At 67.6% G+C, this 23,975-nt stretch carries 30 protein-coding genes and 1 tRNA gene; 18 read left to right on the forward strand and 13 right to left on the reverse strand.

The window, feature by feature from the left end; genetic code table 11:
• Positions 1 to 283: 283 nt before the first annotated feature.
• From QFZ67_RS17950 to dnaK, 4 genes are read right to left on the reverse strand one after another with little or no spacing between them, the layout of a single operon-like run.
• Complete coding sequence (locus QFZ67_RS17950; protein ID WP_307662099.1) at positions 284 to 736, reverse strand: heat shock protein transcriptional repressor HspR; 453 nt, start codon at positions 734 to 736, stop codon at positions 284 to 286.
• Position 737: 1 nt separating this feature from the next.
• Positions 738 to 1,928, reverse strand: a complete 1,191-nt coding sequence (gene dnaJ, locus QFZ67_RS17955; protein WP_307662100.1) for a molecular chaperone DnaJ — start codon at positions 1,926 to 1,928, stop codon at positions 738 to 740.
• Positions 1,929 to 1,958: 30 nt separating this feature from the next.
• Positions 1,959 to 2,609 carry a nucleotide exchange factor GrpE gene (gene grpE, locus QFZ67_RS17960; RefSeq protein ID WP_307662101.1) on the reverse strand — a complete coding sequence of 217 codons (651 nt, stop codon included), beginning with the start codon at positions 2,607 to 2,609 and terminating at the stop codon, positions 1,959 to 1,961.
• Complete coding sequence (dnaK, locus tag QFZ67_RS17965; RefSeq protein ID WP_307662102.1) at positions 2,606 to 4,462, reverse strand: molecular chaperone DnaK; 1,857 nt, start codon at positions 4,460 to 4,462, stop codon at positions 2,606 to 2,608. Before dnaK ends, grpE begins: the two co-directional genes overlap by 4 nt.
• A 276-nt stretch (positions 4,463 to 4,738) precedes the next feature.
• Here dnaK and QFZ67_RS17970 point away from each other — a divergent pair, with 276 nt between their 5' ends.
• The 4 genes from QFZ67_RS17970 (at position 4,739) to QFZ67_RS17985 (ending at position 9,387) form a co-directional block, all read left to right on the forward strand.
• Positions 4,739 to 5,272, forward strand: a complete 534-nt coding sequence (locus tag QFZ67_RS17970; RefSeq protein WP_307662103.1) for a sugar transferase — start codon at positions 4,739 to 4,741, stop codon at positions 5,270 to 5,272.
• Between the two features lie 126 nt (positions 5,273 to 5,398).
• Entirely contained in the window at positions 5,399 to 7,669 is a 2,271-nt protein-coding gene (locus QFZ67_RS17975) for a (Fe-S)-binding protein (protein WP_307662104.1), read from the forward strand.
• 202 nt (positions 7,670 to 7,871) lie between these two features.
• Positions 7,872 to 8,768, forward strand: a complete 897-nt coding sequence (locus tag QFZ67_RS17980; protein WP_307662105.1) for a Yip1 family protein — start codon at positions 7,872 to 7,874, stop codon at positions 8,766 to 8,768.
• A gap of 391 nt (positions 8,769 to 9,159) precedes the next feature.
• On the forward strand, positions 9,160 to 9,387 hold the full coding sequence (locus QFZ67_RS17985; protein ID WP_307662106.1) for a hypothetical protein: 228 nt from the start codon (positions 9,160 to 9,162) through the stop codon (positions 9,385 to 9,387).
• Positions 9,388 to 9,485: 98 nt separating this feature from the next.
• Here QFZ67_RS17985 and QFZ67_RS17990 read toward each other — a convergent pair whose 3' ends face one another.
• Both QFZ67_RS17990 and dcd read right to left on the reverse strand, forming a co-directional pair.
• A complete protein-coding gene (locus QFZ67_RS17990; protein ID WP_307662107.1) occupies positions 9,486 to 9,995 on the reverse strand; it encodes a phosphoribosyltransferase in 510 nt (169 codons plus the stop codon).
• 3 nt (positions 9,996 to 9,998) lie between these two features.
• On the reverse strand, positions 9,999 to 10,574 hold the full coding sequence (dcd, locus tag QFZ67_RS17995; RefSeq protein WP_307662108.1) for a dCTP deaminase: 576 nt from the start codon (positions 10,572 to 10,574) through the stop codon (positions 9,999 to 10,001).
• Between the two features lie 467 nt (positions 10,575 to 11,041).
• Here dcd and QFZ67_RS18000 point away from each other — a divergent pair.
• From QFZ67_RS18000 to QFZ67_RS18010, 3 genes are all read left to right on the forward strand, one after another.
• Positions 11,042 to 11,115, forward strand: a tRNA-Gly gene (locus QFZ67_RS18000).
• A 298-nt stretch (positions 11,116 to 11,413) separates the two neighbouring features.
• Positions 11,414 to 12,082 carry a ribonuclease BN gene (locus tag QFZ67_RS18005; protein WP_307665879.1) on the forward strand — a complete coding sequence of 223 codons (669 nt, stop codon included), beginning with the start codon at positions 11,414 to 11,416 and terminating at the stop codon, positions 12,080 to 12,082.
• A gap of 408 nt (positions 12,083 to 12,490) precedes the next feature.
• Positions 12,491 to 12,685: a hypothetical protein gene (locus tag QFZ67_RS18010; RefSeq protein WP_307662109.1), complete on the forward strand. Its 195-nt coding sequence runs from the start codon at positions 12,491 to 12,493 to the stop codon at positions 12,683 to 12,685.
• Between the two features lie 199 nt (positions 12,686 to 12,884).
• Here the strand turns inward: QFZ67_RS18010 and QFZ67_RS18015 are convergent, their stop codons facing one another.
• The 4 genes from QFZ67_RS18015 to QFZ67_RS18030 form a co-directional block, all read right to left on the reverse strand.
• Positions 12,885 to 13,244: an ANTAR domain-containing protein gene (locus QFZ67_RS18015; protein WP_307662110.1), complete on the reverse strand. Its 360-nt coding sequence runs from the start codon at positions 13,242 to 13,244 to the stop codon at positions 12,885 to 12,887.
• 84 nt (positions 13,245 to 13,328) lie between these two features.
• On the reverse strand, positions 13,329 to 13,589 hold the full coding sequence (locus tag QFZ67_RS18020) for a hypothetical protein (RefSeq protein WP_307662111.1): 261 nt from the start codon (positions 13,587 to 13,589) through the stop codon (positions 13,329 to 13,331).
• 327 nt (positions 13,590 to 13,916) lie between these two features.
• Positions 13,917 to 14,090, reverse strand: a complete 174-nt coding sequence (locus QFZ67_RS18025) for a CsbD family protein (protein ID WP_307662112.1) — start codon at positions 14,088 to 14,090, stop codon at positions 13,917 to 13,919.
• A gap of 90 nt (positions 14,091 to 14,180) precedes the next feature.
• Complete coding sequence (locus tag QFZ67_RS18030; RefSeq protein WP_307662113.1) at positions 14,181 to 14,627, reverse strand: hypothetical protein; 447 nt, start codon at positions 14,625 to 14,627, stop codon at positions 14,181 to 14,183.
• A gap of 170 nt (positions 14,628 to 14,797) precedes the next feature.
• Here QFZ67_RS18030 and QFZ67_RS18035 point away from each other — a divergent pair, with 170 nt between their 5' ends.
• Positions 14,798 to 14,953 (forward strand): DUF6131 family protein, encoded by a 156-nt coding sequence (locus QFZ67_RS18035; protein ID WP_307662114.1) that lies wholly within the window; start codon positions 14,798 to 14,800, stop codon positions 14,951 to 14,953.
• Positions 14,954 to 15,146: 193 nt separating this feature from the next.
• Here the strand turns inward: QFZ67_RS18035 and QFZ67_RS18040 are convergent, their stop codons facing one another.
• Positions 15,147 to 15,317 (reverse strand): hypothetical protein, encoded by a 171-nt coding sequence (locus QFZ67_RS18040; RefSeq protein ID WP_307662115.1) that lies wholly within the window; start codon positions 15,315 to 15,317, stop codon positions 15,147 to 15,149.
• A 32-nt stretch (positions 15,318 to 15,349) separates the two neighbouring features.
• The gene (locus tag QFZ67_RS18045; RefSeq protein WP_307662116.1) at positions 15,350 to 15,706 is read right to left on the reverse strand and encodes a PRC-barrel domain-containing protein; all 357 of its coding nucleotides are present in this window, start codon (positions 15,704 to 15,706) and stop codon (positions 15,350 to 15,352) included.
• Between the two features lie 929 nt (positions 15,707 to 16,635).
• On the opposite strand from QFZ67_RS18045, the gene QFZ67_RS18050 reads away from it, so the two are divergent.
• The 10 genes from QFZ67_RS18050 to QFZ67_RS18095 all read left to right on the forward strand — a co-directional run bounded on the left by QFZ67_RS18050 (position 16,636) and on the right by QFZ67_RS18095 (position 22,801).
• Positions 16,636 to 16,815: a hydrophobic protein gene (locus tag QFZ67_RS18050; RefSeq protein WP_373430228.1), complete on the forward strand. Its 180-nt coding sequence runs from the start codon at positions 16,636 to 16,638 to the stop codon at positions 16,813 to 16,815.
• A gap of 92 nt (positions 16,816 to 16,907) precedes the next feature.
• The gene (locus QFZ67_RS18055; protein WP_274560874.1) at positions 16,908 to 17,081 is read left to right on the forward strand and encodes a CsbD family protein; all 174 of its coding nucleotides are present in this window, start codon (positions 16,908 to 16,910) and stop codon (positions 17,079 to 17,081) included.
• Positions 17,082 to 17,212: 131 nt separating this feature from the next.
• Positions 17,213 to 17,833 (forward strand): hypothetical protein, encoded by a 621-nt coding sequence (locus tag QFZ67_RS18060; RefSeq protein WP_307662118.1) that lies wholly within the window; start codon positions 17,213 to 17,215, stop codon positions 17,831 to 17,833.
• A complete protein-coding gene (locus QFZ67_RS18065) occupies positions 17,830 to 18,255 on the forward strand; it encodes a hypothetical protein (RefSeq protein WP_307662119.1) in 426 nt (141 codons plus the stop codon). Before QFZ67_RS18060 ends, QFZ67_RS18065 begins: the two co-directional genes overlap by 4 nt.
• Positions 18,256 to 18,819: 564 nt before the next feature.
• Positions 18,820 to 18,972, forward strand: coding sequence for a hydrophobic protein (locus QFZ67_RS18070; protein WP_307662120.1), 153 nt, complete (start codon positions 18,820 to 18,822; stop codon positions 18,970 to 18,972).
• 375 nt (positions 18,973 to 19,347) lie between these two features.
• A complete protein-coding gene (locus tag QFZ67_RS18075; protein WP_307662121.1) occupies positions 19,348 to 19,530 on the forward strand; it encodes a hypothetical protein in 183 nt (60 codons plus the stop codon).
• 624 nt (positions 19,531 to 20,154) lie between these two features.
• Entirely contained in the window at positions 20,155 to 20,580 is a 426-nt protein-coding gene (locus tag QFZ67_RS18080; RefSeq protein WP_307662122.1) for an STAS domain-containing protein, read from the forward strand.
• 56 nt (positions 20,581 to 20,636) lie between these two features.
• A complete protein-coding gene (locus tag QFZ67_RS18085; RefSeq protein WP_307662123.1) occupies positions 20,637 to 21,242 on the forward strand; it encodes a hypothetical protein in 606 nt (201 codons plus the stop codon).
• Positions 21,242 to 22,000, forward strand: coding sequence for an ANTAR domain-containing protein (locus QFZ67_RS18090; protein WP_373430229.1), 759 nt, complete (start codon positions 21,242 to 21,244; stop codon positions 21,998 to 22,000). Before QFZ67_RS18085 ends, QFZ67_RS18090 begins: the two co-directional genes overlap by 1 nt.
• An 84-nt stretch (positions 22,001 to 22,084) precedes the next feature.
• Positions 22,085 to 22,801, forward strand: a complete 717-nt coding sequence (locus tag QFZ67_RS18095) for a GAF and ANTAR domain-containing protein (protein ID WP_307662125.1) — start codon at positions 22,085 to 22,087, stop codon at positions 22,799 to 22,801.
• A gap of 91 nt (positions 22,802 to 22,892) precedes the next feature.
• On the opposite strand, the gene QFZ67_RS18100 is transcribed toward QFZ67_RS18095, so the two are convergent.
• The gene (locus tag QFZ67_RS18100) at positions 22,893 to 23,696 is read right to left on the reverse strand and encodes a SigB/SigF/SigG family RNA polymerase sigma factor (RefSeq protein ID WP_307662126.1); all 804 of its coding nucleotides are present in this window, start codon (positions 23,694 to 23,696) and stop codon (positions 22,893 to 22,895) included.
• Positions 23,697 to 23,975 lie beyond the last annotated feature (279 nt).

Here is a 23,975-nt window from a genome sequence, read left to right on the forward strand (position 1 = left end):
GCTTCGACGGTACGCAGAAGGTCGTCCTGATCTCGCGGTCGGCCTCCCGGGCCGGAACTCCGTTTCCTTCCGTCCCAGAATTGATCATCTGACGCATACTGGGCAGCCTTGAAGGGGTACGCAGCGTCCGGTGCGCGGGCGCGGGCGCAGGCGCCGGACGACAGGCGGGCTGGCAGGCAGGCGGAGTCGAGGCTGACGGTCCCCGGCAGGCCGCGGGCCGCACACGCCGAAGGGGCCGGAGAGCGACTCGCTCTCCGGCCCCTTCGGCCGTACAACTCTTGCCCTACTCAGACCGCTTGGGCCGCCAGACCACCAGCGCGCTCGCCTGCTGCACATCCTGGTACGGCACGAGGTCGCGCCGGTAGGAGGCGTGCACCTGGGCTTCGCGCTGCTGCATCGCCGCCGCCGCGCCCTCGACGGCCGTCGACAGCTCGGCGACCCGCTGCTGGAGCGCCGCGACCTGGCTCTCCAGTTCGATGATGCGCTTGATTCCGGCCAGGTTGATGCCCTCGTCCTGCGACAACTGCTGGACGGTGCGCAGCAGTTCGACGTCGCGGGCGGAGTAGCGCCGGCCCCGGCCCGCTGTGCGGTCCGGGGAGACCAGACCGAGCCGGTCGTACTGCCGAAGAGTTTGCGGATGCAGGCCCGAGAGCTGGGCCGCCACCGAGATGACGTACACCGGCGACTCTTCGGTCAGTTCGTAGGGATTGCGGCTGCGTCCGGTCCGGCCATCCATCTCATGCTCCCTTCGCGGCCTGGAACAGCTCGGCCCGCGGGTCCTCGTCCGCGGTGGCTTCGCGGTAGGCCTCCAGCGCTTCCTTCGCCTTCTCGCTGAGATCCTCGGGCACGGCGACCTCAACGGTGACCAGCAGGTCCCCGCGGGTTCCGTCCTTGCGGAGTGCGCCCTTGCCGCGGGCCCGCATCGTACGGCCGTTGGGCGTCCCGGCGGGCAGCTTCAGCGTGACCGGCGGACCGCCCAGGGTCGGCACCTTCACCTCGCCGCCGAGCGCCGCCTCCGCGTAGGTGACGGGGACGGTGATCGTGAGGTTGTCGCCCTTGCGGCCGAAGACCGGGTGCGGGTCGACATGCACGACGACGTACAAGTCGCCCGCCGGGCCGCCCCGTTCGCCGGGGGCTCCCTTGCCGCGCAGCCGGATCCGCTGGCTGTCGGAGACGCCCGCGGGGATCCTGACCTGCATGGTGCGCGAGGAGCGGGCGCGCCCGCTGCCCTTGCACACGTCGCAGGAGTCCTGCGCGATCAGTCCGCGGCCCTTGCAGTCCACGCACGGGTCGGTGAGCGAGAAGGAGCCGCTGCCGCCGCGCGAGACCTGGCCGGTGCCCAGACAGGTCGGGCACACCCTAGGCGTACCGTTTTTGTCGCCGGTGCCCGAACAGGCCTTGCACGCCGCAGAGCTGGACATCCGCAGCGGGACCGTGGCCCCATCGACCGCCTCGGTGAAGCTGAGCGTCACCTCGGACTCGATGTCCTGGCCGCGGCGCGGCTGGGTACGCGTACCCGTGCCGGTGCCGGCGCCACGGTTGAACAGGCCGCCGAATACATCGCCTATCCCGCCGCCGAAACCCCCGGCGCCGCCCTGCGTGCCGCCCTGGGCGCCCCCGAAGAGGTCACCCAGGTCGAAGTTGAAGGAGCCGCCGGGACCGCCGGACCCGGGTGCGCGGAAGCCACCGTTGCCGAAGAGGGCGCGTGCCTCGTCGTACTCCTTGCGCCGCTTGGGGTCGCCGAGGATGTCGTTGGCCTCGGAGATCTCCTTGAAGCGCTCCTCCGCCTTGACGTCGCCCTTGTTGGCGTCCGGGTGGTACTCGCGGGCGAGCTTCCGGTACGCCTTCTTGATCTCGGCCTCGGTGGCGTCCTTCGGGACGCCGAGGACCTTGTAGTAGTCCTTCTCGACGAAGTCCTTCGTACTCATCGACGTCCCTCCTCTCGGACGATCATTGCGTCAGCCCTCGTCCGGGCCACCGCTCTCCTCGTCGTTCGCCGTCTCTTCCTTGCCGGCTGCCGGGGTCGCACCCGGCTGGGGCTCGGCCACCGCCACCCGCGCGGGGCGGATGGTCCGTTCGCCGATGCGATACCCAGGCTGCAGGATCGCGACGCACGTGGTCTCGGTGACATCCGGTGCGTACGAGTGCATCAGGGCTTCGTGGATCGTCGGGTCAAAGGGCTCGCCCTCCTTGCCGAACTGCTGCAGGCCCATCTTGGCCGCCGCCGTCTCGAGGGACTCGGCGACCGACTTGAACCCGCCCACCAGTTCCCCGTGGTCACGGGCGCGGCCGATGTCGTCGAGCACGGGCAGGAGCTCGGTCAGCAGATTCGCCGTGGCGATCTCCTTGACCGTGATCCGGTCGCGCTCCACACGACGGCGGTAGTTCTGGTACTCGGCCTGGAGCCGCTGGAGGTCCGCCGTGCGCTCGCTGAGCGCCATACGGACCTGGTCCAGCTGAGCCGTCAGGCCGGCGATCTTTGCTGCGTCCCCTGCCGGGGCCGCCGCGCCCTCCTTCTGGGAGGACTCGGCGGACTCGGCGGCGTCGTCAGAGGTGGCGCCGGAGGGGACGTCAGGCTTCTCGTCGAAGCCCGGGGTCTCCTCCGTCACGCGGCACCACCCTTCGCGTCCTTCTCGTCGTCGACGATCTCGGCGTCGACGACATCGTCCTCAGCCTTGGCCTGCTCGCCGGCCGGGGCGTCGGCTCCGGCAGCGGCGGCGCCGTCGGGCGCGGCGTTGGCGTACATCGCCTGGCCGAGCTTCTGGCTGACCGCGGCGAGCTTCTCGGTCGCCGTGCGGATCTCGGCCGTGTCCTCGCCCTTGAGCTTCTCCTTCAGCTCGCCGACGGCGGTCTCGACCTCGGTCTTCACCTCGCCCGGGACCTTGTCCTCGTTGTCCTTGAGGAACTTCTCCGTCTGGTAGACGAGCTGCTCGCCCTGGTTGCGGGTCTCGGCGGCCTCGCGGCGGCGGTGGTCCTCGTCCGCGTACTGCTCGGCCTCCTGGCGCATCCGGTCGACCTCGTCCTTCGGCAGCGAGGAGCCGCCGGTGACGGTCATCTTCTGCTCCTTGCCCGTGCCCAGGTCCTTCGCGGTCACGTGCATGATGCCGTTGGCGTCGATGTCGAAGGCGACCTCGATCTGCGGGACCCCGCGGGGGGCCGGCGGCAGACCGGTCAGCTCGAACATCCCGAGCTTCTTGTTGTACGCCGCGATCTCGCGCTCGCCCTGGTAGACCTGGATCTGCACGGACGGCTGGTTGTCCTCGGCCGTCGTGAAGATCTCGGACCGCTTGGTCGGGATCGTGGTGTTGCGCTCGATGAGCTTGGTCATGATGCCGCCCTTGGTCTCGATACCGAGGGACAGCGGGGTCACGTCGAGGAGCAGGACGTCCTTGACCTCACCCTTGAGGACACCGGCCTGGAGGGCGGCGCCGATGGCGACGACCTCGTCGGGGTTCACACCCTTGTTGGCGTCCTGACCGCCGGTCAGCTCCTTGACGAGCTCGGCGACGGCGGGCATCCGGGTCGAGCCGCCGACCAGCACCACGTGGTCGATCTCGGACAGCTGGATGCCGGCGTCCTTGATGACGTTGTGGAACGGGGTCTTGCAGCGCTCGAGCAGGTCCGTGGTGAGCTGCTGGAACTGGGCGCGCGTGAGCTTCTCGTCCAGGTGCAGCGGGCCCTCGGCGGAGGCCGTGATGTACGGGAGGTTGATCGTCGTCTCGGTCGAGGACGACAGCTCGATCTTCGCCTTCTCCGCGGCCTCGCGCAGACGCTGGAGAGCCATCTTGTCCTTGGACAGGTCGACGCCGTGCCCGTTGGCGAACTGCTTCACCAGGTAGTCGACGACGCGCTGGTCCCAGTCGTCACCACCGAGGTGGTTGTCACCGTTGGTGGCCTTCACCTCGACGACGCCGTCGCCGATCTCGAGCAGCGAGACGTCGAAGGTGCCGCCACCGAGGTCGAAGACCAGAATGGTCTGGTCGTCCTTGTCCAGGCCGTAGGCCAGGGCGGCCGCAGTCGGCTCGTTGACAATACGCAGGACGTTCAGACCCGCGATCTCGCCGGCCTCCTTGGTGGCCTGGCGCTCGGAGTCGTTGAAGTATGCCGGGACAGTGATCACCGCGTCGGTGACCTTCTCGCCGAGGTAGGACTCCGCGTCGCGCTTCAGCTTCTGCAGGATGAAGGCGCTCATCTGCTGCGGGTTGAAGGTCTTCCCGTCGAGCTCGATCTTCCAGTCGGTGCCCATGTGGCGCTTGACCGACCGGATGGTCCTGTCGACGTTCGTGACTGCCTGACGCTTCGCAACCTCGCCGACCAGCACCTCACCGTTCTTCGCGAAGGCGACGACGGACGGCGTGGTCCTGGCACCCTCGGCGTTGGTGATGACGGTGGGCTCGCCGCCCTCCAGAACGCTGACGACGGAGTTAGTTGTGCCCAGGTCGATGCCGACCGCACGTGCCATTTCAATTCCTCCAGCTGACTACTTGAGTGGATCTGGCTCAAGGATGCATGACCGGCTCCAACGAGTCAACAGACCTGAGTCGACCCCACTCAACTTTTATCCGGCGCTTACGTGCAGCCTTCCACGGCCGCCGGGCACACGCGTGGCGCGTCGGCTCAACTGCCCTTCATCTGCGAGAGTCATAGCCGCAAAAAACGGTCAAGAGACACCAATCGTGACGAAGATCGTGAAGATCGTGAAGTTCGTGATGAAGATCGTAATGAAGGGCCTGGATCCATGCCTGCGAAGCGAGCCGTCGACCTGGCGGGCTGTCTGATTCTGCTGCTTCTCCTGTCCCCCCTGCTGCTCGCCGTCGCCGCCGCCGTCGCGGCGACCTCCCCCGGCGGCATCCTGACCCGCCAGGACCGCACCGGCCTCGGCGGCCGTACGTTTGCGATGCTGACGTTCCGTACGAAGCGGTCAGGCGATCTTGGCCCCACTCCCGTCGGACCGCTGCTGCGCCGCTACTTCCTCGACGATCTCCCACAGCTGATCAATGTGGTGCGCGGCGAGATGTCCTTGGTCGGCCCGCGGCCGACGGGCCCGAACGACTCCGACCACGCGGACCGGGCGCGCCTCGGCGTACGTCCCGGAATCACCGGGCTGTGGCAGATCAGCGGCCGCTCGGAACTCCCCTGGGAGGAGATGGCAGTGCTCGATCTGCACTATGTGGAGCAACACTGGCTGGGACTGGACATGCTGATCCTGGCCCGCACCCTGCCGACCGCTCTCGCCGGACGCCGCGCGGCCCGCCCGGTCAGGCTTGCCTGAGCGACACAGATCACCGGCCGCCCGGCTACAGTGCGGCGGAATAAGTGGGTACCCTCAGCATCGAACTGAATAAGTTACCGCTTAGTAGTGCTGGATTCCCCACCTCGCAGGCCCGAGGAGCCCCCAATGCAACTCGCCGCGATCATCGTGTCGCTGGTCCTGACCGTGGTCGGCGTTGCGCTCATCGCCCGAGCAGTCGCGCAGATCTACCGGTTCGTCAGGCTCGGCCAGCCCGTGCCTGCGGGCAGCCGTACCGACAACCCGAAGCAGCGCACGATCACCCTGGTCAAGGAGTTCCTCGGCCACACCCGGATGAACCGGTGGGGGATCGTGGGCTTCGCCCACTGGTTCGTCGCGATCGGCTTCCTCACCCTGCCGCCCACCCTGGCGCAGGCATACGGCCAGCTCTTCCAGGCCGACTGGACGCTGCCCATCATCGGCGGCTTCCTGCCGTTCGAGATGTACATCGAGTTCATCGGTCTGATGACCGTCGTCGGCATCGTCATCCTGATGGCGATCCGGCTGCTGAACCTGCCGTCGCGGGCCGGCCGCAAGTCGCGCTTCGCGGGCTCCAAGGCCTGGCAGGCGTACTTCGTCGAGTACGTCATCCTCACCATCGGCCTCGCGATCCTCGCCCTGCGCGGGCTCGAGGGCGCGATTCACCACGTGGAGCACTACGAGCCGGCGTACTTCGTCTCGTACCCCCTGGTCCTGGCCTTCGACGGCCTGAGCGTCTCCACGCTCCAGACGCTGATCTACTTCACCGCGATGATCAAGATCGGCACCTCGCTGATCTGGATGATCACGGTCTCGCTCAACACCAACATGGGTGTCGCCTGGCACCGCTTCCTCGGCTTCCCGAACATCTGGTTCAAGCGGAACGCGGACGGCTCGACGGCGCTGGGCGCGCTCCAGCCGATGACGAGCGGCGGCAAGGAGATCGACTTCGAGGACCCGGGCGAGGACGACGTCTTCGGCGTCTCCCAGGTCGAGCAGTTCTCCTGGAAGGGCATCCTCGACTTCTCCACGTGTACGGAGTGCGGCCGCTGCCAGTCGCAGTGCCCGGCCTGGAACACCGGAAAGCCCCTCTCGCCGAAGCTGCTGATCATGTCGCTGCGCGACCACGCGCACGCCAAGGCCCCGTATCTGCTGGCCGGCGGCGGCAAGACGATGGAGGGCGAGGAGAAGGCGTCCGAGGAGCAGCTGGCCGGTGTCCCGGCGGCGGCTCTCGCCGAGGCCGAGCGCCCGCTGATCGGGACGCTCGAGGAGAACGGCGTCATCGACCCGGACGTGCTGTGGTCCTGCACCACCTGCGGTGCGTGCGTGGAGCAGTGCCCGGTCGACATCGAGCACATCGACCACATCGTCGACATGCGTCGCTACCAGGTGATGATCGAGTCCGCGTTCCCGTCCGAGGCGGGCACGATGCTCAAGAACCTGGAGAAGAAGGGCAACCCCTGGGGTCTCGCCAAGAAGCAGCGGGTGGAGTGGACCAAGGAGGTCGACTTCGAGGTCCCGATCGTCGGCAAGGACGTCGAGGACCTGTCCGAGGTCGACTATCTGTACTGGGTCGGCTGCGCGGGCGCGCTGGAGGACCGGGCGAAGAAGACCACCAAGGCCTTCGCGGAGCTGCTGCACATCGCGGGCGTGAAGTTCGCGATCATGGGCGGCGACGAGAAGTGCACGGGTGACTCGGCCCGCCGTCTTGGCAACGAGCCGCTGTTCCAGCAGCTCGGCCAGGAGAACGTGGCCATGCTGAACATGGCGTACGGAGAAGACGACGAAGACCCGTCGACGAAGAAGCCCAAGTCGTCGAAGAAGATCGTCGCGACCTGCCCGCACTGCTTCAACACGATCGCGAACGAATACCCGCAGCTGGGCGGCGAGTTCGAGGTCATCCACCACACGCAGCTGCTGCAGCACCTGATCGACGAGGGCAAGCTCATCCCCGTGACCCCGGTCGAGGGTCTGATCACGTACCACGACCCCTGCTACCTGGGCCGGCACAACAAGATCTACACGCCGCCGCGCGAGATCATGGACAAGGTCCCCGGGCTGCGTCAGCAGGAAATGCACCGCCACAAGGAGCGCGGCTTCTGCTGCGGCGCCGGCGGCGCGCGCATGTGGATGGAAGAGCGGATCGGCAAGCGCATCAACACCGAGCGCGTGGATGAAGCCCTGTCCCTCAACCCGGACATCGTGTCGACGGCGTGCCCGTTCTGCCTCGTCATGCTCACGGACTCCGTGAACGGCAAGAAGAACGACGGCGAGGCGAAGGAATCGCTCCAGGTCGTCGATGTGGCGCAGCTGCTGCTCGACTCGGTGCGTACGCCTCCGGCGGACCCGGCGAACGACGAAGAGCCGGCGGGCGCGCCGGAGCCTGAACCAGTGAAGTAGCCCGTGCGCCTGTAAGTACAGGTAAGCGGCCGGATCTGCCTCGGGGGCAGAACCGGCCGCTTCCGTGTTTCGAGGGGCGGGTTATACGTGGTACGCATCCCCTCCAGGGTTCCCCTAGGGGATGTCACAGCTCAGCCGCAAAGGCGCCCCCGTTCCCGGTCTCCTGCCACCCGGCGGACGCGGACCGGGTACGTTCGATTACGTGGCTGGATTCAGGATCGGACGCGGCCGGGACAACCGCACCTCGCAGCAGCAGCAACCGCAGCAGGCACCGCCGCCTTACAGAGGCGGCGGCGGCCATGCGGCACCGCCGTATGCGCAGCAGCAACCACCGCCGAACTGGCCCCATGCGGGCGGCGGCGGCCATCAGCAGCCCCGGGGCGCCCAGGGCCCGTACGGCGAACCGGAGTACTTCGGCGACCCGTACCAGCAGCACCCCGCCGCACCCGACCCGTACGCGGCCAACAACCCTGGTCACACCCAGGCGTTCAGCATCAACGAGGACCCGTACGACAGCGGCGCGACCTACCGCGCGGGCGCTGCCCCCGCGCCGGCCGGCCCGCGCCTGCACTGGAAGCAGCTGCTGAGCGGCATCGTGCTGCGCCCGGGCCCGACGTTCTGGCAGATGCGCGACTACCCCGTGTGGGGCCCCGCGCTGATCGTCACGTTCCTGTACGGCCTGCTCGCGCTGTTCGGCTTCGACAAGGCCCGCGAGGAGACGATCAACGCGACGATTTCCACGGCCATCCCGTACGTACTGACGACGGCGGTCGCGTTCATCATCGGCGGCATGATCCTGGGCGCGGTGACCCACACCCTGGCCCGCCAGCTCGGCGGCGACGGCGCGTGGCAGCCGACGGTCGGCCTCTCCATGCTGATCATGTCGATCACGGACGCCCCGCGCCTGGTCTTCGCGCTCTTCCTGGGCGGCGAGAACTCCCTGGTGCAGGGGCTGGGCTGGGCGACGTGGCTGGCGGCGGGCGCGCTGTTCACCTCGATGGTGAGCAAGTCGCACGATCTGCCGTGGCCGAAGGCGCTGGGTGCGTCGGCGATCCAGCTGATCGCGCTGCTGTCGATCATCAAGCTCGGCACGATCTGACTCGTACGACCGTGAAGGCCCCTACCGCGCCGGTAGGGGCCTTGTTCGTAGGCATGGCATGCCCGGCAGTCCCGGGCAGTCCGGGGCCGGTCAGGGGCCGGTCAGGGGCCGGTCAGGGGCCGGTCAGGGGCCGGTCAGGGGCCGGTCAGGGGCCGGTCAGGGGCCGGTCAGGGGCCGGTCAGGGGCCGGTATACCGTCTGCGAAACGATCGCATAGACGTCGGCGACCGGATACTCGACGCCCATCCGGTACATGGGAGGGTGACCGAGACGGAAGCCCACAAAGGGCGGTCCCCCCTCGGGACCGCCCTAGCCGAACCATGGACCTCTTCCCGAGATGCAGCCACCAGGGGAGCCATCCAGTCCGTTCGAAAGGCTGCTGGAGGCTCTCTGTGCACACCGCCGTTCTCCTGCTGCGCGATGCACTGGGCCTAGGTGGCGCTCTGGTGGGCATCTGGGAGCTGACCCGCCAGGCTTCTGGAGCGGGCTGGAGGAAGCTGCGGGCCTTCTCTGCGGCAGCGGCTTTGATACTCGCCGCGCTGCTCGCCGTCTGGAGATCGGCCGGTCGGCGGCCCAAATCGGTGACGACCACAATCACCCAGTCGATGTTCCGGCCGTGAGACTGCGAAGGCGGCCGCAAAGGAATCTCACCGGCGGGGCGTCAAAGTCCTGCGTTCCTGACGACATCAGCGACTGACACCAACATCATATGACCAGGTCAGAGGGCTTCCCTCGACGGGGTGATCGGCTCGCCAGACTTCCGTACTACGGGCAAGACGCTCCAGGGGAAGTTGATCCACTCGTCGGTGCGCTTCCAGACGTACTCGCACTTGACCAGCGACTGCGACTTCTCATAGATGACGGCGCTGCGCACCTCGGCGACGTGGTCGACACAGAAGTCGTGCACGAGCTTCAGCGTCTTGCCGGTGTCGGCGACGTCGTCGGCGATGAGGACTTTCTTGTCCGAGAAGTCGATGGTGTTCGGTACGGGCGCGAGCATGACGGGCATTTCGAGGGTCGTACCGACGCCCGTGTAGAACTCCACATTCACCAGGTGGATGTTCTTGCAGTCGAGCGCATACGCCAGCCCACCGGCGACGAACACCCCGCCACGCGCGATGGAGAGCACGATGTCGGGCTCGTAGCCGTCGTCGGCGATGGTCTGCGCGAGCTCGCGGATCGCGCCGCCGAACCTCTCGTACGTCAGGTTCTCGCGGACATCACTCATGGCTCACACCTGTGTTCGGTGGAAGTTCATGAACGACCGCGAGGCCGTGGGCCCGCGCTGCCCCTGGTAGCGGGACCCGTAGCGCTCGCTCCCGTACGGGAACTCGGCCGGCGAGCTCAGCTTGAACATGCACAGCTGGCCGATCTTCATCCCGGGCCAGAGCTTGATCGGCAGCGTCGCGAGATTCGACAGCTCGAGCGTGACGTGCCCCGAGAACCCGGGGTCGATGAAGCCGGCGGTCGAGTGCGTGACGAGCCCGAGCCGCCCGAGACTGGACTTCCCCTCGAGCCGCGAGGCGAGGTCGTCAGGCAGCGAGATGACCTCGTACGTCGAGGCCAGGACGAACTCGCCGGGGTGCAGGATGAACGGCTCGTCCCCTTCCGGCTCGACCCTCCTGGTCAGATCCGCCTGTTCCACAGCGGGGTCGATGTGCGGATAGCGGTGGTTCTCGAACACCCGGAAGTAGCGGTCGAGCCGCACATCGATGCTCGAGGGCTGCACCATGGATTCGTCGTACGGGTCGATGCGCACCCGTCCGGCGTCGATCTCGGCCCGGATGTCCTTGTCTGAGAGAAGCACGCCCCGAGGATACGCAGAGCGCGCGGGCCCACCCCAATCGGACAGCCCCACGCGCCCCCTGACCGCCGCGTTCCCTACCGCTTGGCCGTCTCCACAGGCACGACATTCCGAAGCCGCGCACAACGCGGACACCGGATGAGCCGCCCGGGCCCGATCCGGTCGGCGCCGAGCTGCTGCATCGGGAACGAAGCGGTAGTGAAGACGTGCCCCTCGGCACAGCGGACGACGGTGCGCTCCATCAAGTCCATCGAGTCCCTTCCCCAAGAATGCGGACGAACACCCACATTAAGGGATCAACGGGACGCACCAACGAGCGGCACTCCGTCGCTCAAAGGTACGCCTCAACTCCCGCGCCCCGCAGCCGCATCGGGCCACGGGAGAGCACACAGGCCCCACGGCGTCATTCGCCGGGGGCCTGCGATGAGGTAGAGTGTGCGCCGATGCGGTGCCGGTCGACGGCCCTCCGCGCGGGTGTAGTTTAATGGTAGAACATGAGCTTCCCAAGCTCAGAGCGCGGGTTCGATTCCCGTCACCCGCTCCACAACGAAGGCCCAGGTCAGCAACCTGGGCCTTGCTTGTTGTCTAGACCCCTTTGGGGCCTCCGTGCCCTCCGCGTGCCCCATCTCGCGAAAATGCCCTGCCCAGAGGGGCATTGACATGCCGTTCACACCCCATCGGCGAGCAGCTGTCTCGAATGATGAGACGCATTATCCGTGAGCTGCGTCACCCAGTGCGTGGGGTGTGCGAATTCGCTGTCACAAAGCGGCCGTCGGCCACCGGTGTTATCGGAGGGGGCGCCCACCAGAGCGCCGGGACCATCGCACGGCGATGAAGGCCAGATCGGCCCCGAGGAGCACGATGCCGATGATCAGCAGGACGGGCGGGGGTTCGCGCAGTGGCTGGGGGAAGGACTCGGCGTGTCGACCGCCTCCAGAGAAGAGGTGGAGCAGCTGTTCACCCGGCCCGGCCGGGCGCTGCGGGCCACGACCGCGTTCGGCATCGCCGCCCTCGCCGTCTTCGGCCTGACCTTCGGAGCGGCGGTGCAGGCCGGCTACGAGAAGGTACGGGACCTGCCGTCGGCCCGCTGGTGGGCGAGGTGGCGGCACGTGGTGTGGCTCGGCGTACTCACCGGCTACCTCTTCGTCTCCGCCACCACCACTCTGCGGCGAGAGTCCCCAGCCGGTGCGTTCGCCGCTGCGCTGAGCGCCGTCCTGTTCTTCTGGTGGTCCCAGCGATTGCTGCTCGGCGGGCGGGTCCGCTGGCGCGCCCTGTTTCCCGGCGCGGTGGCCACCGTGATCGGGCTGCTCGGTCTCAGGGTCTTCTCCCGGCTCGTCTTCTCACCGCTGATCGCATCTAACGCTGTTACCTACGGGGCCATTGGAACCGTCCTGGTCATCCAGTCCTGGCTGGTCGGCGTGGGCGTCGTCGTCTTCGGCGGTGCCCTGGTCGGCCGGCTGGTGCATGAAGAGTTCCCACGCGCGGCACATGCACTGAAACGGCAAGGGTGAGATCCCGGAGCTGGTCACGCCTGACTCGGGCAGGAGCCCAAGCCCTCCGGTGGGTTTCCGTGGGCAGTCACCGCCGGAGCGGCGTGGACAGCCCGGCATCAGTGCCTGCGCGGTGCCGTTTGAGGGCCGTTGCTTTCCGCTGGCGGCCGGGGTGCGTCGCTCACTGCGGGTTCGGCCCCGGGACCCGAGCCCTCGCCTGCGGCTGCTTCGCCGGCCTGCATCGCCGTCGCCGTCCATGCTCTTCGCCGCGATGGCCGGAGGGGAGCCGGACGCCGTAGCCGGCGCGAACACGACGCGTCCGCGCCGGAGCCCGATACTGCCCCGCTCCTCGGGCCCCAGGAGACAGAAGGCCTCCGCACCAGGTGGCAGGAGATCCGGCAGGGATTCGTCGATGACCCGCAGCAGTCGGTGCTTGCGGCAGACGGGCTCGTCGCCGAGGTGATGCAGCTGCTTGCCACCACATTCGCGGACCACAAGCAGGGGATTGAAAGCCAATGGCACCGCGGCAAGGAGGTCTCCATCGAGGACCTGCCCCTGGCCCTGCGCCAATACCGATCCTTCTTCGAACGCCTGCTCAGCACCCGACCACCGGCCCGGCCCTAACGACCCGTCGGCCCATCACCGCGGGCACCCGGGCGCGATGAGCTGGCCGAGTCCCCCCATCGCACGTCACCAAACACCCCGACCTTCGAACGCCGGGAACTCGGAACCGCGGGATTCCCCGCTCCGGAGCGACAGCCAGGACGAACGCACCGGAGGGTCGAGGTCACAACTTCCGGTGCCGCCTGGCGGGCGCTCGCTGTCACCGCCGGTCCGCTGCGTGAAGGCGGCCCAAGGCATGCCGCAGCGCCTGTTGCATGGCGTCGGTGAGGGCCTCGTCCTCCGTGGTGGCTACCAGGGCCGCGGCTACGTCCCTGAGTTTGACGTTGCAGTGCTGCGATACGTCCACCAGCAGGCCCCAGGCCCTCTCACGGGAACACGGTGCCAGGGCCATCACCATGCCACGCGCCTGGTCGATCACCGCACGGCTGGCCAGCGCCCGCCTCAACTGTTCATTCTCGGCCTGCAGTTCCAGAATTTCCGCGACCAGAGCGGCGTCTGCCACCGAGCCCACAGCCGTGAAAGTCCGCTGCTCTTCATGGATCGTGATCGTCTGACGCATGGTGCATACCTCGCAGCGCAGTCATAGCGTCCGGCCGGAGCGAAGCACACCCCTGAGCGTCTGGATACAGGGTCACCCCATCGCTCACCTGTGATGATCGTGGTCCCGACGGTCCTGGCGATTCCATCGGCTCCGGCGTTGCCGACTGTATCGGCGGTCCCAGCGGTCCTGTTGATCCCGGTAGTCCCGGTAATCGGGATCGTCGCCATGGCCCCGGTGCCCGGAATCACCGCGGCCGTAGTGGACGAGGCTAAAGATCAACACGGCTGCGGCCACCCACCACATGGGGTTGAGGAAGCCGAAGCCGATCAGAGCCGCGACGAAGGTGAGAAGCAGAACGAACATCGCGGGCCTCCCCGGAGCGGAACAGGTCATCGCTGCCGGGGGCTGGGGCCTCACCGAGCAGCGTAGCCCTGCCCACGGGTTGCGGATAGCGCCCCCTGTCGACTCGTGCTGCCGGGCGTAGACGCCTACTTGACACCAGCTCGGGGACGAGTTCATGCGCGAACAGCTGGAGGACCTGGCCCAAATAGGCGCCCAGCCGCACATCACCGGCCCCAACGAGGTGCACATCAAATAAGGAGTTCCGGGCCTACGCCCGCCCCTTCTCCAGGTGCCGGGGAGCGGGACTTGACCTGGTGCCGCTCCACCGGCTGGTGCGGGGCTGAGTGGTCAGTGTTTGAAGGCGTCCTTGATCTTCGCTCCGGCCTGCTTGATGTTGCCCTTCGCCTGACCACCGCGGCCTTCGGCCTGCAGGCGCCGACTGCCGGTGATGCGACCGACAGTCTTCTTGGCGCCGCCTTTCACCGCCTCGGCTTTGTGCGCAATCTTCTTCGCGATACTCATGGGTGGCCACCTGGGTGAGTTTCTGTTGGGGTGCGAGGGGGGACATCGGCGGCCGCCTGCCGGTGAGCGACCTGCGCGTGCGGCGGCGGCCTACTGGGGGGCGGATCGATACCCGAACCAGTGCGGCCTGCTCCGACGACCCCCGTCCGTAGCGACAGGGCGATCGCCTTGGGGTGAATCGTTCCCCCGCGCATTCGGCGTCTCCGCGCGGGCGGACTCTCGTTGGTCGATCAAGTCGTCGCGACCCTGGCCGGCCGCAGCCGTCTCGCGGCGCGACTGCTTGAGTCCGCGGCGCCCGGTGCTGCCCCGGCGAGAGGTGCGGCGTGCACCGGTCAGGAGCAGGCTCAGCCCGAACAGGGCCGCCGCCCCGACGATCATGCCGGAAAGGAAAAGCGTGCCGGTGGAGCCGGTCACGTCGAAGCCGAATACCGAGAACCCGCCGGTGAGCTCATGCGCGCTGCCGCTGTTGGTGACAACACCGGCCACGCCGACGACTACCGCGGCGAGCAGGATGATGAGTCCGAGGATGACGATCATGACGCGCTCCAAGGATCTGCTTCGTATCTCCCTACGGTAGATCTGCACCGTCAAGGAAGCCACTGTCACAGGCGGGCCGTCGGCATCCGAACACCGTGCAAGAGTTTGTCCCGAAAGCGGGCTGGGACCAGCGAGGCAGGGAGATTTACTCCGCGAGATCGGAGGACACCATGATCGTCCTCGGAATCATCCTGCTCGTCATCGGCTTCGTGGCCAACATCGCCATCCTGTGGACCATCGGGATCATTCTGGTCGCCATCGGGGCCGTCCTGTGGATCCTGGGATCGCTCGGTCACGCGGTCCGCGGACGACGGCACTACTGGTAGAGGGTGCAGGCCCCTGAGTTTCATCCCGATCCGTTCCTGGCAGCACGACCCGGCAGTCGGACCGGTCTTCGCCCTGCCGCACGTCGGCACGACCACCCTCCCGCGGCGTCGGCACGCGCAACAGGCGTGCGGCCACCCGGCGGTACTCTCGGGCGACGTTCGGCGCTCGGCGGACAGAGTGTGAGCCGACGCGTCAGCGGACCGGGCGTCGGCGTGAGCCCAATGCGGAGCGAACAGCGAGGTACGCCACACCGGCGACGAGGAGCACGACGCCGATGGAGAGCAGATAGAGCATGCCCTCGACGGCCACTCCGATGATGCCCAGCACGATGGCCACGACGAGCACGAGAAGGAACAGGACCATGAGGCGGATGCCTCCTTCGTAGGAGCAGGCGCTCAGCGCCGGGCGAGCTGCCGCTCACCGTCGGTGCCCGGCTGGTAGGTCAGGCCGTAGTGCCGGAAGATCGGTTCCTCCTCCTCAGACGGCAGGACGTCGTCCGTGCCGATCGAGGGGCACTCCTTCACCAACGCCTTGTCGTGGGCGACCCTGACGTGACCCGGCCCTACGGTGGCGCCGTCCAGCGGTACGAAGACCAGTCGGTGACGGGTGGGCAGACCGACCTGGACGGTCGCCATGGCCGGCTCGTCGGTGCTGGTGTCCACGTAGATCGCTTCCAGCATGCCGATCTTGTGGCCGTCGCGGTCGACGACGTCGTGGCCGCGCCAGTCGCGGATATCGCCCACCTGGATCATCCTGGGTCCCTTCGTGAGGCCCCGAGGCTCGGGGCGTGCGCGTTCATCTGGCAGCAGCACTTGGACTCGGGCCTGTGGCCTACGCACTCCTCAGTGTGTCTCTGTCTGCTCGCCGAAACCAGCGCACGCACGCTGCGACCGCTCATGGGCTTCGCATCGCGCTCCCGAAGGTGATCTCTGCGCAGCCTCCCCCAAGTGGAGAGCACCCAGGGCGATGGGGGAGAAACCGGCCCCTCTGTGCGCCACGAGTTCCTCGGAGCGGAACACGTCATCGCTGCCGGGGGCTCGGGACTCTCCGACCAGCGCAGTCCTGCCCGTACGCCGTAGACAGCCCTGCGTGGGACAGCCCTGCCCGTCGCCGGATGCCCCTGACGCCTGTTCAGGGTGTGCGTCGACGACTAGCTTGTGTGGTGCGGCCCGGGCCCCCGGCAGCGTCGTGAAGTTACCGCGCTCCCTCGGGGGCGCACCTTGCGCCTCACGAGCGTGGCCGTTCCGCAGTCGCCGTCGCTATGCGATCTCGGCGCCGCCTCGATGCGCCCCATGTGGGCACCTCTTCCCCTGCCCGCCACGTCGCACGTATCCGACAACTGGCGGTACACATGTACGCGCTGATCGTTCCGGCTGCACTCCCTTTCATCCTGCTCGGCACCGTGATGGGCCTGTCCTGGTGGGAGGACCATGTCCTGCCACCGGCCGAGCCGCCTGAAGCCCTTGCCGAGGCTCCGTCGACACCAGCGGCCCCAACCGCCCCAGCACAACTCCCCAGCAACTCGGGCACGTTGACAGGGGTCGCCGACGGGCGTTGACTGACACCGACGGCGTAGGGCTGTGGTGCTCCGGATTCCCCGGGCAAAGCCTTCACCTTCGCTTCGCCCAGCCCCCGCGGAACGCAGGACATGTCCCTGTGACCGCGTGGAGGCGCAGCCATGCTGCTCTGGATTCTTCTCCTACTGCTGATCCTGGTTCTGTTCGGGTTCGGCTTCACCATGCAAATCCTCTGGTACGTCGCGGTTGTACTGCTGGTCGTCTGGATCGCCGGGTTCGCCATGCGCGGCCGCCGTGGTGGTCGCAGTCGAGGCGGGCGTCGATACGGCAGAAGCCGCGGGTAGCCCGTACCAGGCCCCGTCCCGCCCGCGGGAATGGCGAGTTGTACGGCAATCCCGCGCGGGAGCCCCACCCCAGTGACGAGTAGAGGACAGTCATGAGCTTTGAACAGAAGATCAGGAACAAGGCACAGGAACTCAAGGGCCGGATCACGGAGGGCATTGGCCGAGCCACCCGCAACCCGCGGCTGAAGAGGCAAGGGAAGACCGACCGAGTCGCCGGCAACCTGAAGCAGTCCGGCGGGAAGGCCAAGGACGCCTTCAGGCGCTGACCACCACCGCCCCGGGTGGTGGTCACGTCGCGTGGACATCACCCGGCAGGCACCGATGCGGGGCACGAGCCGACAGGGTTGATGGGAATGCAGCAGAGCGAATTACAACACAAGAGCCAGAGAGGACAGCCATGTTCACGGCCGTGATCATTGCCGTGGCCGTCATTGTCGTGGCCGCCGCCCTCTTCGCCGGACTCGGCCGGGGCGGTGGCGGCCGCGGGTTGAAGCGGCGCTTCGGACCCGAGTACGACCGTGCCGTCGCCCGCCACGACGGCGACACCAAGGCGGCAGAGCGGGAACTCGGCGAGCGAGTGAAGCGGCACGGGTCCCTCGATGAGCAGCCGCTGCCGCACGAGGCCCGCGAGCAGTACGTGGCCCAGTGGGCCGGAATCCAGAAGCAGTTCGTGGAGTCGCCGCAGAAGGCGGTCACCGAGGCCGACGCGCTGCTGGCGCGGCTGGCGAAGGACCGGGGCTTCCCCGACGGCGAGCAGTTCGAGGAGCAGGCGGCCGCGATTTCGGTGCACCACGCCGACCATGTCGAGGGCTACCTCAGGGTGCACACGGTGGCGCGTGGCCAAGACGACACGGAAGAGATGCGGGAGGCCATGGTCGAGGCCCGAGGCCTCTTCGACGCACTGATCACAGAACAGTCGGCCGACTCGGGCCGACGCCGTCAGCAATCCCCCGACGACCATCGACACACGCCGTGGACTCGTAGCCGACACCACGCGAAGGGAAGTGGCACGCGATGACGTACAACGCGGAGCACGCACGGCAGCCCCCGGCCCAGAGCCCGGCTCCTGCTGAGCAGAACGCCCCGCACGCACCTCGCACCGAATCGGCCCGGCAACCGCGCGATCCGGTCAGCAGCGCCGACAGCCCCGCCCGCACCCGGGGCTCGGAACAGCAGTTGTTCCCGCAGGGGGAACGGGACAAGCTGGCCATCCGCCTCCAGCAGGCCCTCAACAACTTCGTCGAGAACCCGCGCCAGGCGGTGGAGCAGGCAGACAGCGCCTTCGACGAAGTCTCCACCCATCTCACCGAGGCACTCGCTGAACGGCGGCGCGTCCTGCGAGCGAGCTGGCAGGGCCAGGACACCGAAGCGGAGACAGAGGAACTGCGGCTCGCACTACGGCAGTACCGTGAGATCACCGAGCGGCTGCTGCGCATGTGAGTGGCCGGCCATGCAGGTCGGAGCGGGAGGCCGTCGGCGTTGAACTTGGAGGCAGTTGTTGATCTCCGAGCCGCGGCGCCGGCGGCAGACTGCATGACTCCCACCCGCCTCGAATGATCCGCAGCGTCCGATCGGCACCTGTCACCCCGATGGACCGACGTTACTGATCGATCAGATTCTCACCGGGCGAGGAAGCGGTGCCGCCTCGGGCCATGTGGCCGGAGCTGCACTGCTCACGCCCGTTTCTTTACGACGAAGGGTTCAGCTCGTCCTGGAAAGGGAGGCTGCCACCATCCCTGTCCCAGTGGGAGGACCATGTCTCCTGCCACCGGCCGGGTCGGGCCTGACCTCCCCCGAGGCGCCTCGCACACCAGCAACCTCGAACTCAAGCCCCAGAACTCCCCAGTCCTACTGATCCGTTGACAGGAGACGTTGCCCGGCGTTGACTGACGACGACGGTGCAGGGCTATGACGCTTCGGATTCTCCGGGCGAAGTCCTCCTCCTTCCGCTTCGCCGGGACCCCGCGGAACACAGGAAATTTTCCGCGACCTGGAGGCCCGACCATGCTTCTCTGGATTCTTCTTCTCCTGCTGATTCTGTTCGGATTCGGCTTACCGATGCTGATCCTTTGGTACGTCGCGGTCGTACTCCTGGCCATCTGGATCCTCAGCTTCGCGGTCCGTGGCGGTGGCCGATCCGCCCACAGCCACCAGTGACAGCCGACGCATGACTTTCGAAGAGGAGGACCCGGGTGGTACGACGAAAGGCGCGCATGTCCGCTACGGGAGAGAACACGCCGTCGAAGGGGACCAGGTCCCCCACCGTGAGACGTAGACGGGCCCGCAGGGGCCCGGTAGGGATATGCGCCTGTTGCGTCACGACTGTGCCGCGTCCTGGTGACCTCGGGCGGCCTCATCCTGGGTGGCGTGCCTGCGCGCCCAGCGCGCGAAGTGGTGTACGGCCCCCGCAGCCGGGCACCGCGCACACGCTCGTCGCCAACGAATGCTCGGCCTTCAACAGGGAAGACGACCGATAGCGGCGCAGCCACCGGGATCACGTGTGGTTCGCCGTCCATTGGCAGGAGAAGTCAGATGCTGGCATTCGCGGCGGCCGCGCTCTTCGTCATCGCCTTCGTCATTCACGTCACCGAGACGGCGACCGAGGCGATCTTCAGCCCGACGAGTCTGATGCTTGTCGGGCTTGCCCTCCTCGCTGTGCACTCGGGCGGCGTGGGGTCCGGATGGTCCCCCAGGAGGCGCGGACGTCGGCGCTGAGCGAGGCGACGGCCTTACCTTTCGTAGGCAGCTCCGGCCACAGGGCCGCTGGGGTGCCGACCGGGCGCGCCCCCCGTCGGAGCGTGGCGCCAGTGCACCCGGCTCTCGGTGGTCTCTTCCGCCTGTCGTCCGGCAAGTGAACGTCGTTGAGGGCGGTGTTGACCTCGACGACTTCGAGACCCGTTTTGGTTCACCGCTGCGATCACATTCCCGCGGACGTGTGCGGCATGTCGGTGATGCTCCCGTCATACGAAGCCACCCGTGCGGTGCAACGGATATGTGCACGCGTTGCCGCCTCCAGGGCAGTCCAGTCCCTGAGAACAAGGGCTGTCGGCCGCCCACGGGACCGGGCTGAGGACTATGCTGCTGTGTGGACGTCCCAGACCCCGGCGGCATGTTGTTGCTCAACACAGATGGCTGCGGGGAGCGGATCTTCCGTCCGGTCACCCGGCGCATCCCCCTGGAGGGAACTGGGTGGGTCCCCTGTCCTGGTACACAGGCTGCAGGACCGGTCATTCGCCTGCCTCCGCCGAAAGTATGCCCCGACCGGCAGCGCGCCAGGAGGAGCCGGAAGTCCGGCATCGCCGCGGCCGCTGCCCGGATGGTCTCCTGAACCGAGGCGTCATGCCCATTCCGCAGCTGAAGGTCTATCGGCACGACAGAGAGAGCCGGGCGTTGCTCACCCTGGCCGGTGAAATCGACATCGACACAGCCCCGCTGGTGCGCGAATCGCTTGAGCAGTGCCTGCGCGACGGCATCCGCACCATCGACATCGACCTCACCGCTGTCGCCTTCTGCGACTGCAGCGGCCTCAACGCTTTCCTCCACGCGTCACAACGGACCACCGCAGCCGGTGGATCACTCCAACTGCACTACCCGCGGCCGCTGGTGGTTCGGCTCGTCGATCTCACCGACTCCGGCTTCTTGCTCCGCGGCCTCCCGCTCGGACGCCTGCTCGCTCCTCTCCAGGGCGGACCCGTCCCGACTGCTCCAGCCTCGCCGCGTCGGCCTGCCCCGGTCGTGCCTGCCCTCTCGGGCGGTGTGCTGTGATGGCCTGGTCCCGGCGGGGGCAGCCGCGGAAACATGATGGTCCCGATTCGTCTGCCATGGACGCGGTGCGGCTGCGCCGGGTGAACCGCTGGCAGGCCGAGGAGCTGTGTGAGGATCTGGCGGATCTATACCTGGAGTCCTCGAACCTGTCGCCGAGTGAGGGACACCGCAGCTGCAGCCGGGAAGAGTTCCTGTACCGCCTCAGTGGCGACATCCGGAGGCCGGGGTTCGCCATGGCCATCGCGGAGTCAACTGCCTTGGTGGGATGTGCTTTCGGATTCCCCGTGAGGAGCGACAGCTTCTGGTGGCGCGGGTTCGACGGGGCACTCCCGCCCAGCATCGAGCAACTCACCGAGTCCGACAATGTCTTCGCGGTCAACAAGATCTTGGTCGCTCCGCACGAGCAGGACGATGACATCGCCCACCGACTGCAGCAGCGGCTGCTGACCGACCACCAGGCGTCGCTCGGTGTCACTCTGGTCGATGAGGCCGACCACCCGTCCCTCGCTGCCTTCAGGTCCTGGGGCTGGCGGGACATCGGAGAGATCCGTAAGCCGCCCGGCCCCACCATGTTCCGTGCGCTGGTTCTTCCCGTCGGGGAGCGAACGGCCTTGAGACTGAACGGGCTTGCCCGCCATGCCTGGACTCGGTGGCCCGGGTGATGCCTCAAAGCCGATCGGCGCGGATCCAGGCGCTGGTCGCCGAGCAGGCAGCCCGACGTGGTGCCCGGGTCGGCGTAATGGATGTGTGCACCGCGGCGGTGGCCGCGCTGCCGGTCGGCGGGGCCGGGGTGTCCGCGATGTCCCAGACCGCGGCCAGCCATCCGTTGTGCAGCACCGACGACATCAGCCAGCAGCTGGAGGAACTGCAACTCACCCTCGGCGAGGGGCCGTGCGTGGATGCCTTCACGCAAAGCTCCGCCGTTCTGACGCCGGATCTGCGGACCGATGAACTGCAGGACCGCTGGCCCGTGTTCGCCGATGCGGCCTTGGGAGCCGGAGCACTGGCCGTCTTCGCGCTCCCCCTGCAAATGGGGGCGATCAGTCCTGGAGTTCTGGACCTGTACTCCCGAGTGCCGGTCCAGTTGGATGGGGAGGAGCTGGCCGACGCGTTGGCTTTCGCCGATATCGCGACTCTGGTCCTGCTCGATACGCAGATCGACGAGACAGGCGCGGCGGCCGGCGGAATGTTGCTGGACGGACGCTTCGAGGACCTGGGCGCGTACCGGGCCGAGATCGACCAGGCCACCGGCATCCTCACCGTACAACTCGGCGTCGGCATCGAAGAAGCCTTCGTCCGGCTCCGCGCCTATGCCTATGCCCAAGAGCGCCGGCTCGCTGAGGTGGCCGCCGACGTGGTCGCCCGCCGTCTCAGCTTCTTCCCGAACACGGATCCAGATCAAGGCGATGACGATGCCTGACACTCCCGCACGGGCCGATGGATGCACTGCGCTCCACTTCCCGCCCCTCCCCGGCGGGACTAGCCTCAACAGAGGGTGTCCACAATGAATGAGCAGCTCCTCGCCAAGACCTTCGTCGAACTCGCCGACAACCTGGTCGCCGACTTCGACCTGATCGACTTCCTGCGCCTGCTGACCGACCGGTGCGTCGGCATGCTCGGTGCCAGCGCGGCCGGAGTGCTACTCGCCGACCGGGACGGCGAACTCCGCGTCATGGCCGCCTCCGACGAACAAGTACGCCTGCTCGAGCTCTTCCAGCTCCAGAACGACGAAGGCCCCTGCCTGGAATGCTTCCACACCGGCGCACCGGTGATCGTCCCCGACCTGCGCACGCAGGCCGACCGCTGGCCGCGCTTCGTCGCGCAGGCCCAGCACAGCGGGTTCACGGCAGTCCAAGCCGTGCCGATGCGCCTGCGGGACGAGGTCGTCGGCGCCCTCAACCTCTTCCGCACCCACCCCGGCCCCTTCGACCCGGTCGGCACACCCATCGCCCAAGCCCTGGCCGACGTCGCCACCATCAGCCTCCTGCAACAACGCTCCACCCACCGCAGCAACGTCCTCAACGAACAGTTGCAGACCGCGCTGAACAGCCGCGTACTGATCGAACAGGCCAAAGGCAAACTCGCCGAACGCCAGGGCATCGACATGGAGCAGGCCTTCACCGCACTGCGCGGCTACGCACGCGCACACAACCGCCGCCTGTCTGACCTCGCCCGCGCCTTCATCGACGACTCCGAACCCCTCGCCGGCCTGGGCACCTGACCCTCGCCACGGCGGTTGCACAACCACATGGCGCCTTTCCCGCTGAGCGAGGCTGTGCCCCGCGCTCGCACGCCCAGCGCGGGCAGCTCTTTCAGGCGGCGCCGGCCATCACCTGGTCGCGCAGCTGCGCGCAAGTGCGAATGATCAGACGGGAGACGTGCATCTGGGAGATACCGAGCTGTTCGGCGATACGGATCTGCGTCATCTCGCAGAAGAACCTCAGGTAGAGAATCCGCTGTTCACGCTCGGGCAGCGCCCGCAGCAGCGGCCGGAGCGCCTCGCGGTCCACGACCCGGTCGAAGCCGGGTTCCGCACAGCCGAGGGTTTCGGCCAGTGAGTAGTCGTCCTCGTAGGGGACCTGGGGGGCTTCCAGTGACAGGGGGGTGAAGCTCTCCAGAGCCCCCTGGCCCAGCCGCACTTCCTGCTCGGTCAGGCCGGTGTGCGCGGCGATCTCGGATACCGGGGGCCCGTGGTCGTCGAGCGAACGGCACAGCTCATTGCCGGCGGAGCGGACCTCCATCCGCAGCTCCTGGACGCGTCGCGGCACATGCACCGCCCACAGGCAGTCGCGGAAATGCCGCTTCACCTCACCGACGATCGTCGGTACGGCAAAGTTCGCGAAGGCGGTGCCGAAATCCGGGTCGAAGCGGGAAACCGCCTTGACCAAGCCCAGTTGGGCGACCTGCCTGAGGTCTTCGAAGGACTCTCCGCGGTTGCGGAACCGCCGTGCGAGCCGTACGGCCATCGGCATCCAGGCACACACCACCTCCTGCTGAAGCGCGGACTTCTCCGGGCCGTCGGGCAGAGATGCGATACGGCGGAACGCGGCCGCCGTGTCCGGGGCGTCGTCATGAGGGTGCTTGGTCCGGGTGCTGTGCATACGTACGTGCGTCATGGGCACGCGCCTCCCTGGATCGGTGGTCATCACTCACCGTGGGAGCCGACAGACCGCAGCACGCTGGGGAGCAGCGAGAGTTGCTCCCACGGGCGTGCCTCCGGTCCGAAGCACACAGGTCGCCTTCCCGGACAACGCACCCCCAAACAGAGTTTCTCCAGGAATCAGCGCCGCCCGAGACGCATGACCGAACAATGATCGGCGGCGCTCGTCCACCAGGCGCGTAATGGCCGGACAGGCCGGTTCGACCTCGCTGAGGATCTCCGACACGGCGCGCGG

The organism is Streptomyces sp. V1I1 (genome assembly GCF_030817355.1).
Classification (GTDB): Bacteria; Actinomycetota; Actinomycetes; order Streptomycetales; family Streptomycetaceae; genus Streptomyces.

Coding starts and splice junctions, on each gene's coding strand:
- QFZ67_RS17950 (WP_307662099.1), bottom strand. CDS start 736: ATGGATGGCCGGACCGGACGCAGCCGCAATCCCTACGAACTGACCGAA.
- dnaJ (WP_307662100.1), bottom strand. CDS start 1,928: ATGAGTACGAAGGACTTCGTCGAGAAGGACTACTACAAGGTCCTCGGC.
- dnaK (WP_307662102.1), bottom strand. CDS start 4,462: ATGGCACGTGCGGTCGGCATCGACCTGGGCACAACTAACTCCGTCGTC.
- QFZ67_RS17970 (WP_307662103.1), top strand. CDS start 4,739: ATGCCTGCGAAGCGAGCCGTCGACCTGGCGGGCTGTCTGATTCTGCTG.
- QFZ67_RS17975 (WP_307662104.1), top strand. CDS start 5,399: ATGCAACTCGCCGCGATCATCGTGTCGCTGGTCCTGACCGTGGTCGGC.
- QFZ67_RS17990 (WP_307662107.1), bottom strand. CDS start 9,995: ATGAGTGATGTCCGCGAGAACCTGACGTACGAGAGGTTCGGCGGCGCG.
- QFZ67_RS18015 (WP_307662110.1), bottom strand. CDS start 13,244: ATGCGTCAGACGATCACGATCCATGAAGAGCAGCGGACTTTCACGGCT.
- QFZ67_RS18020 (WP_307662111.1), bottom strand. CDS start 13,589: ATGTTCGTTCTGCTTCTCACCTTCGTCGCGGCTCTGATCGGCTTCGGC.
- QFZ67_RS18025 (WP_307662112.1), bottom strand. CDS start 14,090: ATGAGTATCGCGAAGAAGATTGCGCACAAAGCCGAGGCGGTGAAAGGC.
- QFZ67_RS18030 (WP_307662113.1), bottom strand. CDS start 14,627: ATGATCGTCATCCTCGGACTCATCATCCTGCTCGCCGCGGTAGTCGTC.
- QFZ67_RS18035 (WP_307662114.1), top strand. CDS start 14,798: ATGATCGTCCTCGGAATCATCCTGCTCGTCATCGGCTTCGTGGCCAAC.
- QFZ67_RS18040 (WP_307662115.1), bottom strand. CDS start 15,317: ATGGTCCTGTTCCTTCTCGTGCTCGTCGTGGCCATCGTGCTGGGCATC.
- QFZ67_RS18045 (WP_307662116.1), bottom strand. CDS start 15,706: ATGATCCAGGTGGGCGATATCCGCGACTGGCGCGGCCACGACGTCGTC.
- QFZ67_RS18055 (WP_274560874.1), top strand. CDS start 16,908: ATGAGCTTTGAACAGAAGATCAGGAACAAGGCACAGGAACTCAAGGGC.
- QFZ67_RS18060 (WP_307662118.1), top strand. CDS start 17,213: ATGTTCACGGCCGTGATCATTGCCGTGGCCGTCATTGTCGTGGCCGCC.
- QFZ67_RS18065 (WP_307662119.1), top strand. CDS start 17,830: ATGACGTACAACGCGGAGCACGCACGGCAGCCCCCGGCCCAGAGCCCG.
- QFZ67_RS18070 (WP_307662120.1), top strand. CDS start 18,820: ATGCTTCTCTGGATTCTTCTTCTCCTGCTGATTCTGTTCGGATTCGGC.
- QFZ67_RS18075 (WP_307662121.1), top strand. CDS start 19,348: ATGCTGGCATTCGCGGCGGCCGCGCTCTTCGTCATCGCCTTCGTCATT.
- QFZ67_RS18080 (WP_307662122.1), top strand. CDS start 20,155: ATGCCCATTCCGCAGCTGAAGGTCTATCGGCACGACAGAGAGAGCCGG.
- QFZ67_RS18085 (WP_307662123.1), top strand. CDS start 20,637: ATGGACGCGGTGCGGCTGCGCCGGGTGAACCGCTGGCAGGCCGAGGAG.
- QFZ67_RS18090 (WP_373430229.1), top strand. CDS start 21,242: ATGCCTCAAAGCCGATCGGCGCGGATCCAGGCGCTGGTCGCCGAGCAG.
- QFZ67_RS18095 (WP_307662125.1), top strand. CDS start 22,085: ATGAATGAGCAGCTCCTCGCCAAGACCTTCGTCGAACTCGCCGACAAC.
- QFZ67_RS18100 (WP_307662126.1), bottom strand. CDS start 23,696: ATGACGCACGTACGTATGCACAGCACCCGGACCAAGCACCCTCATGAC.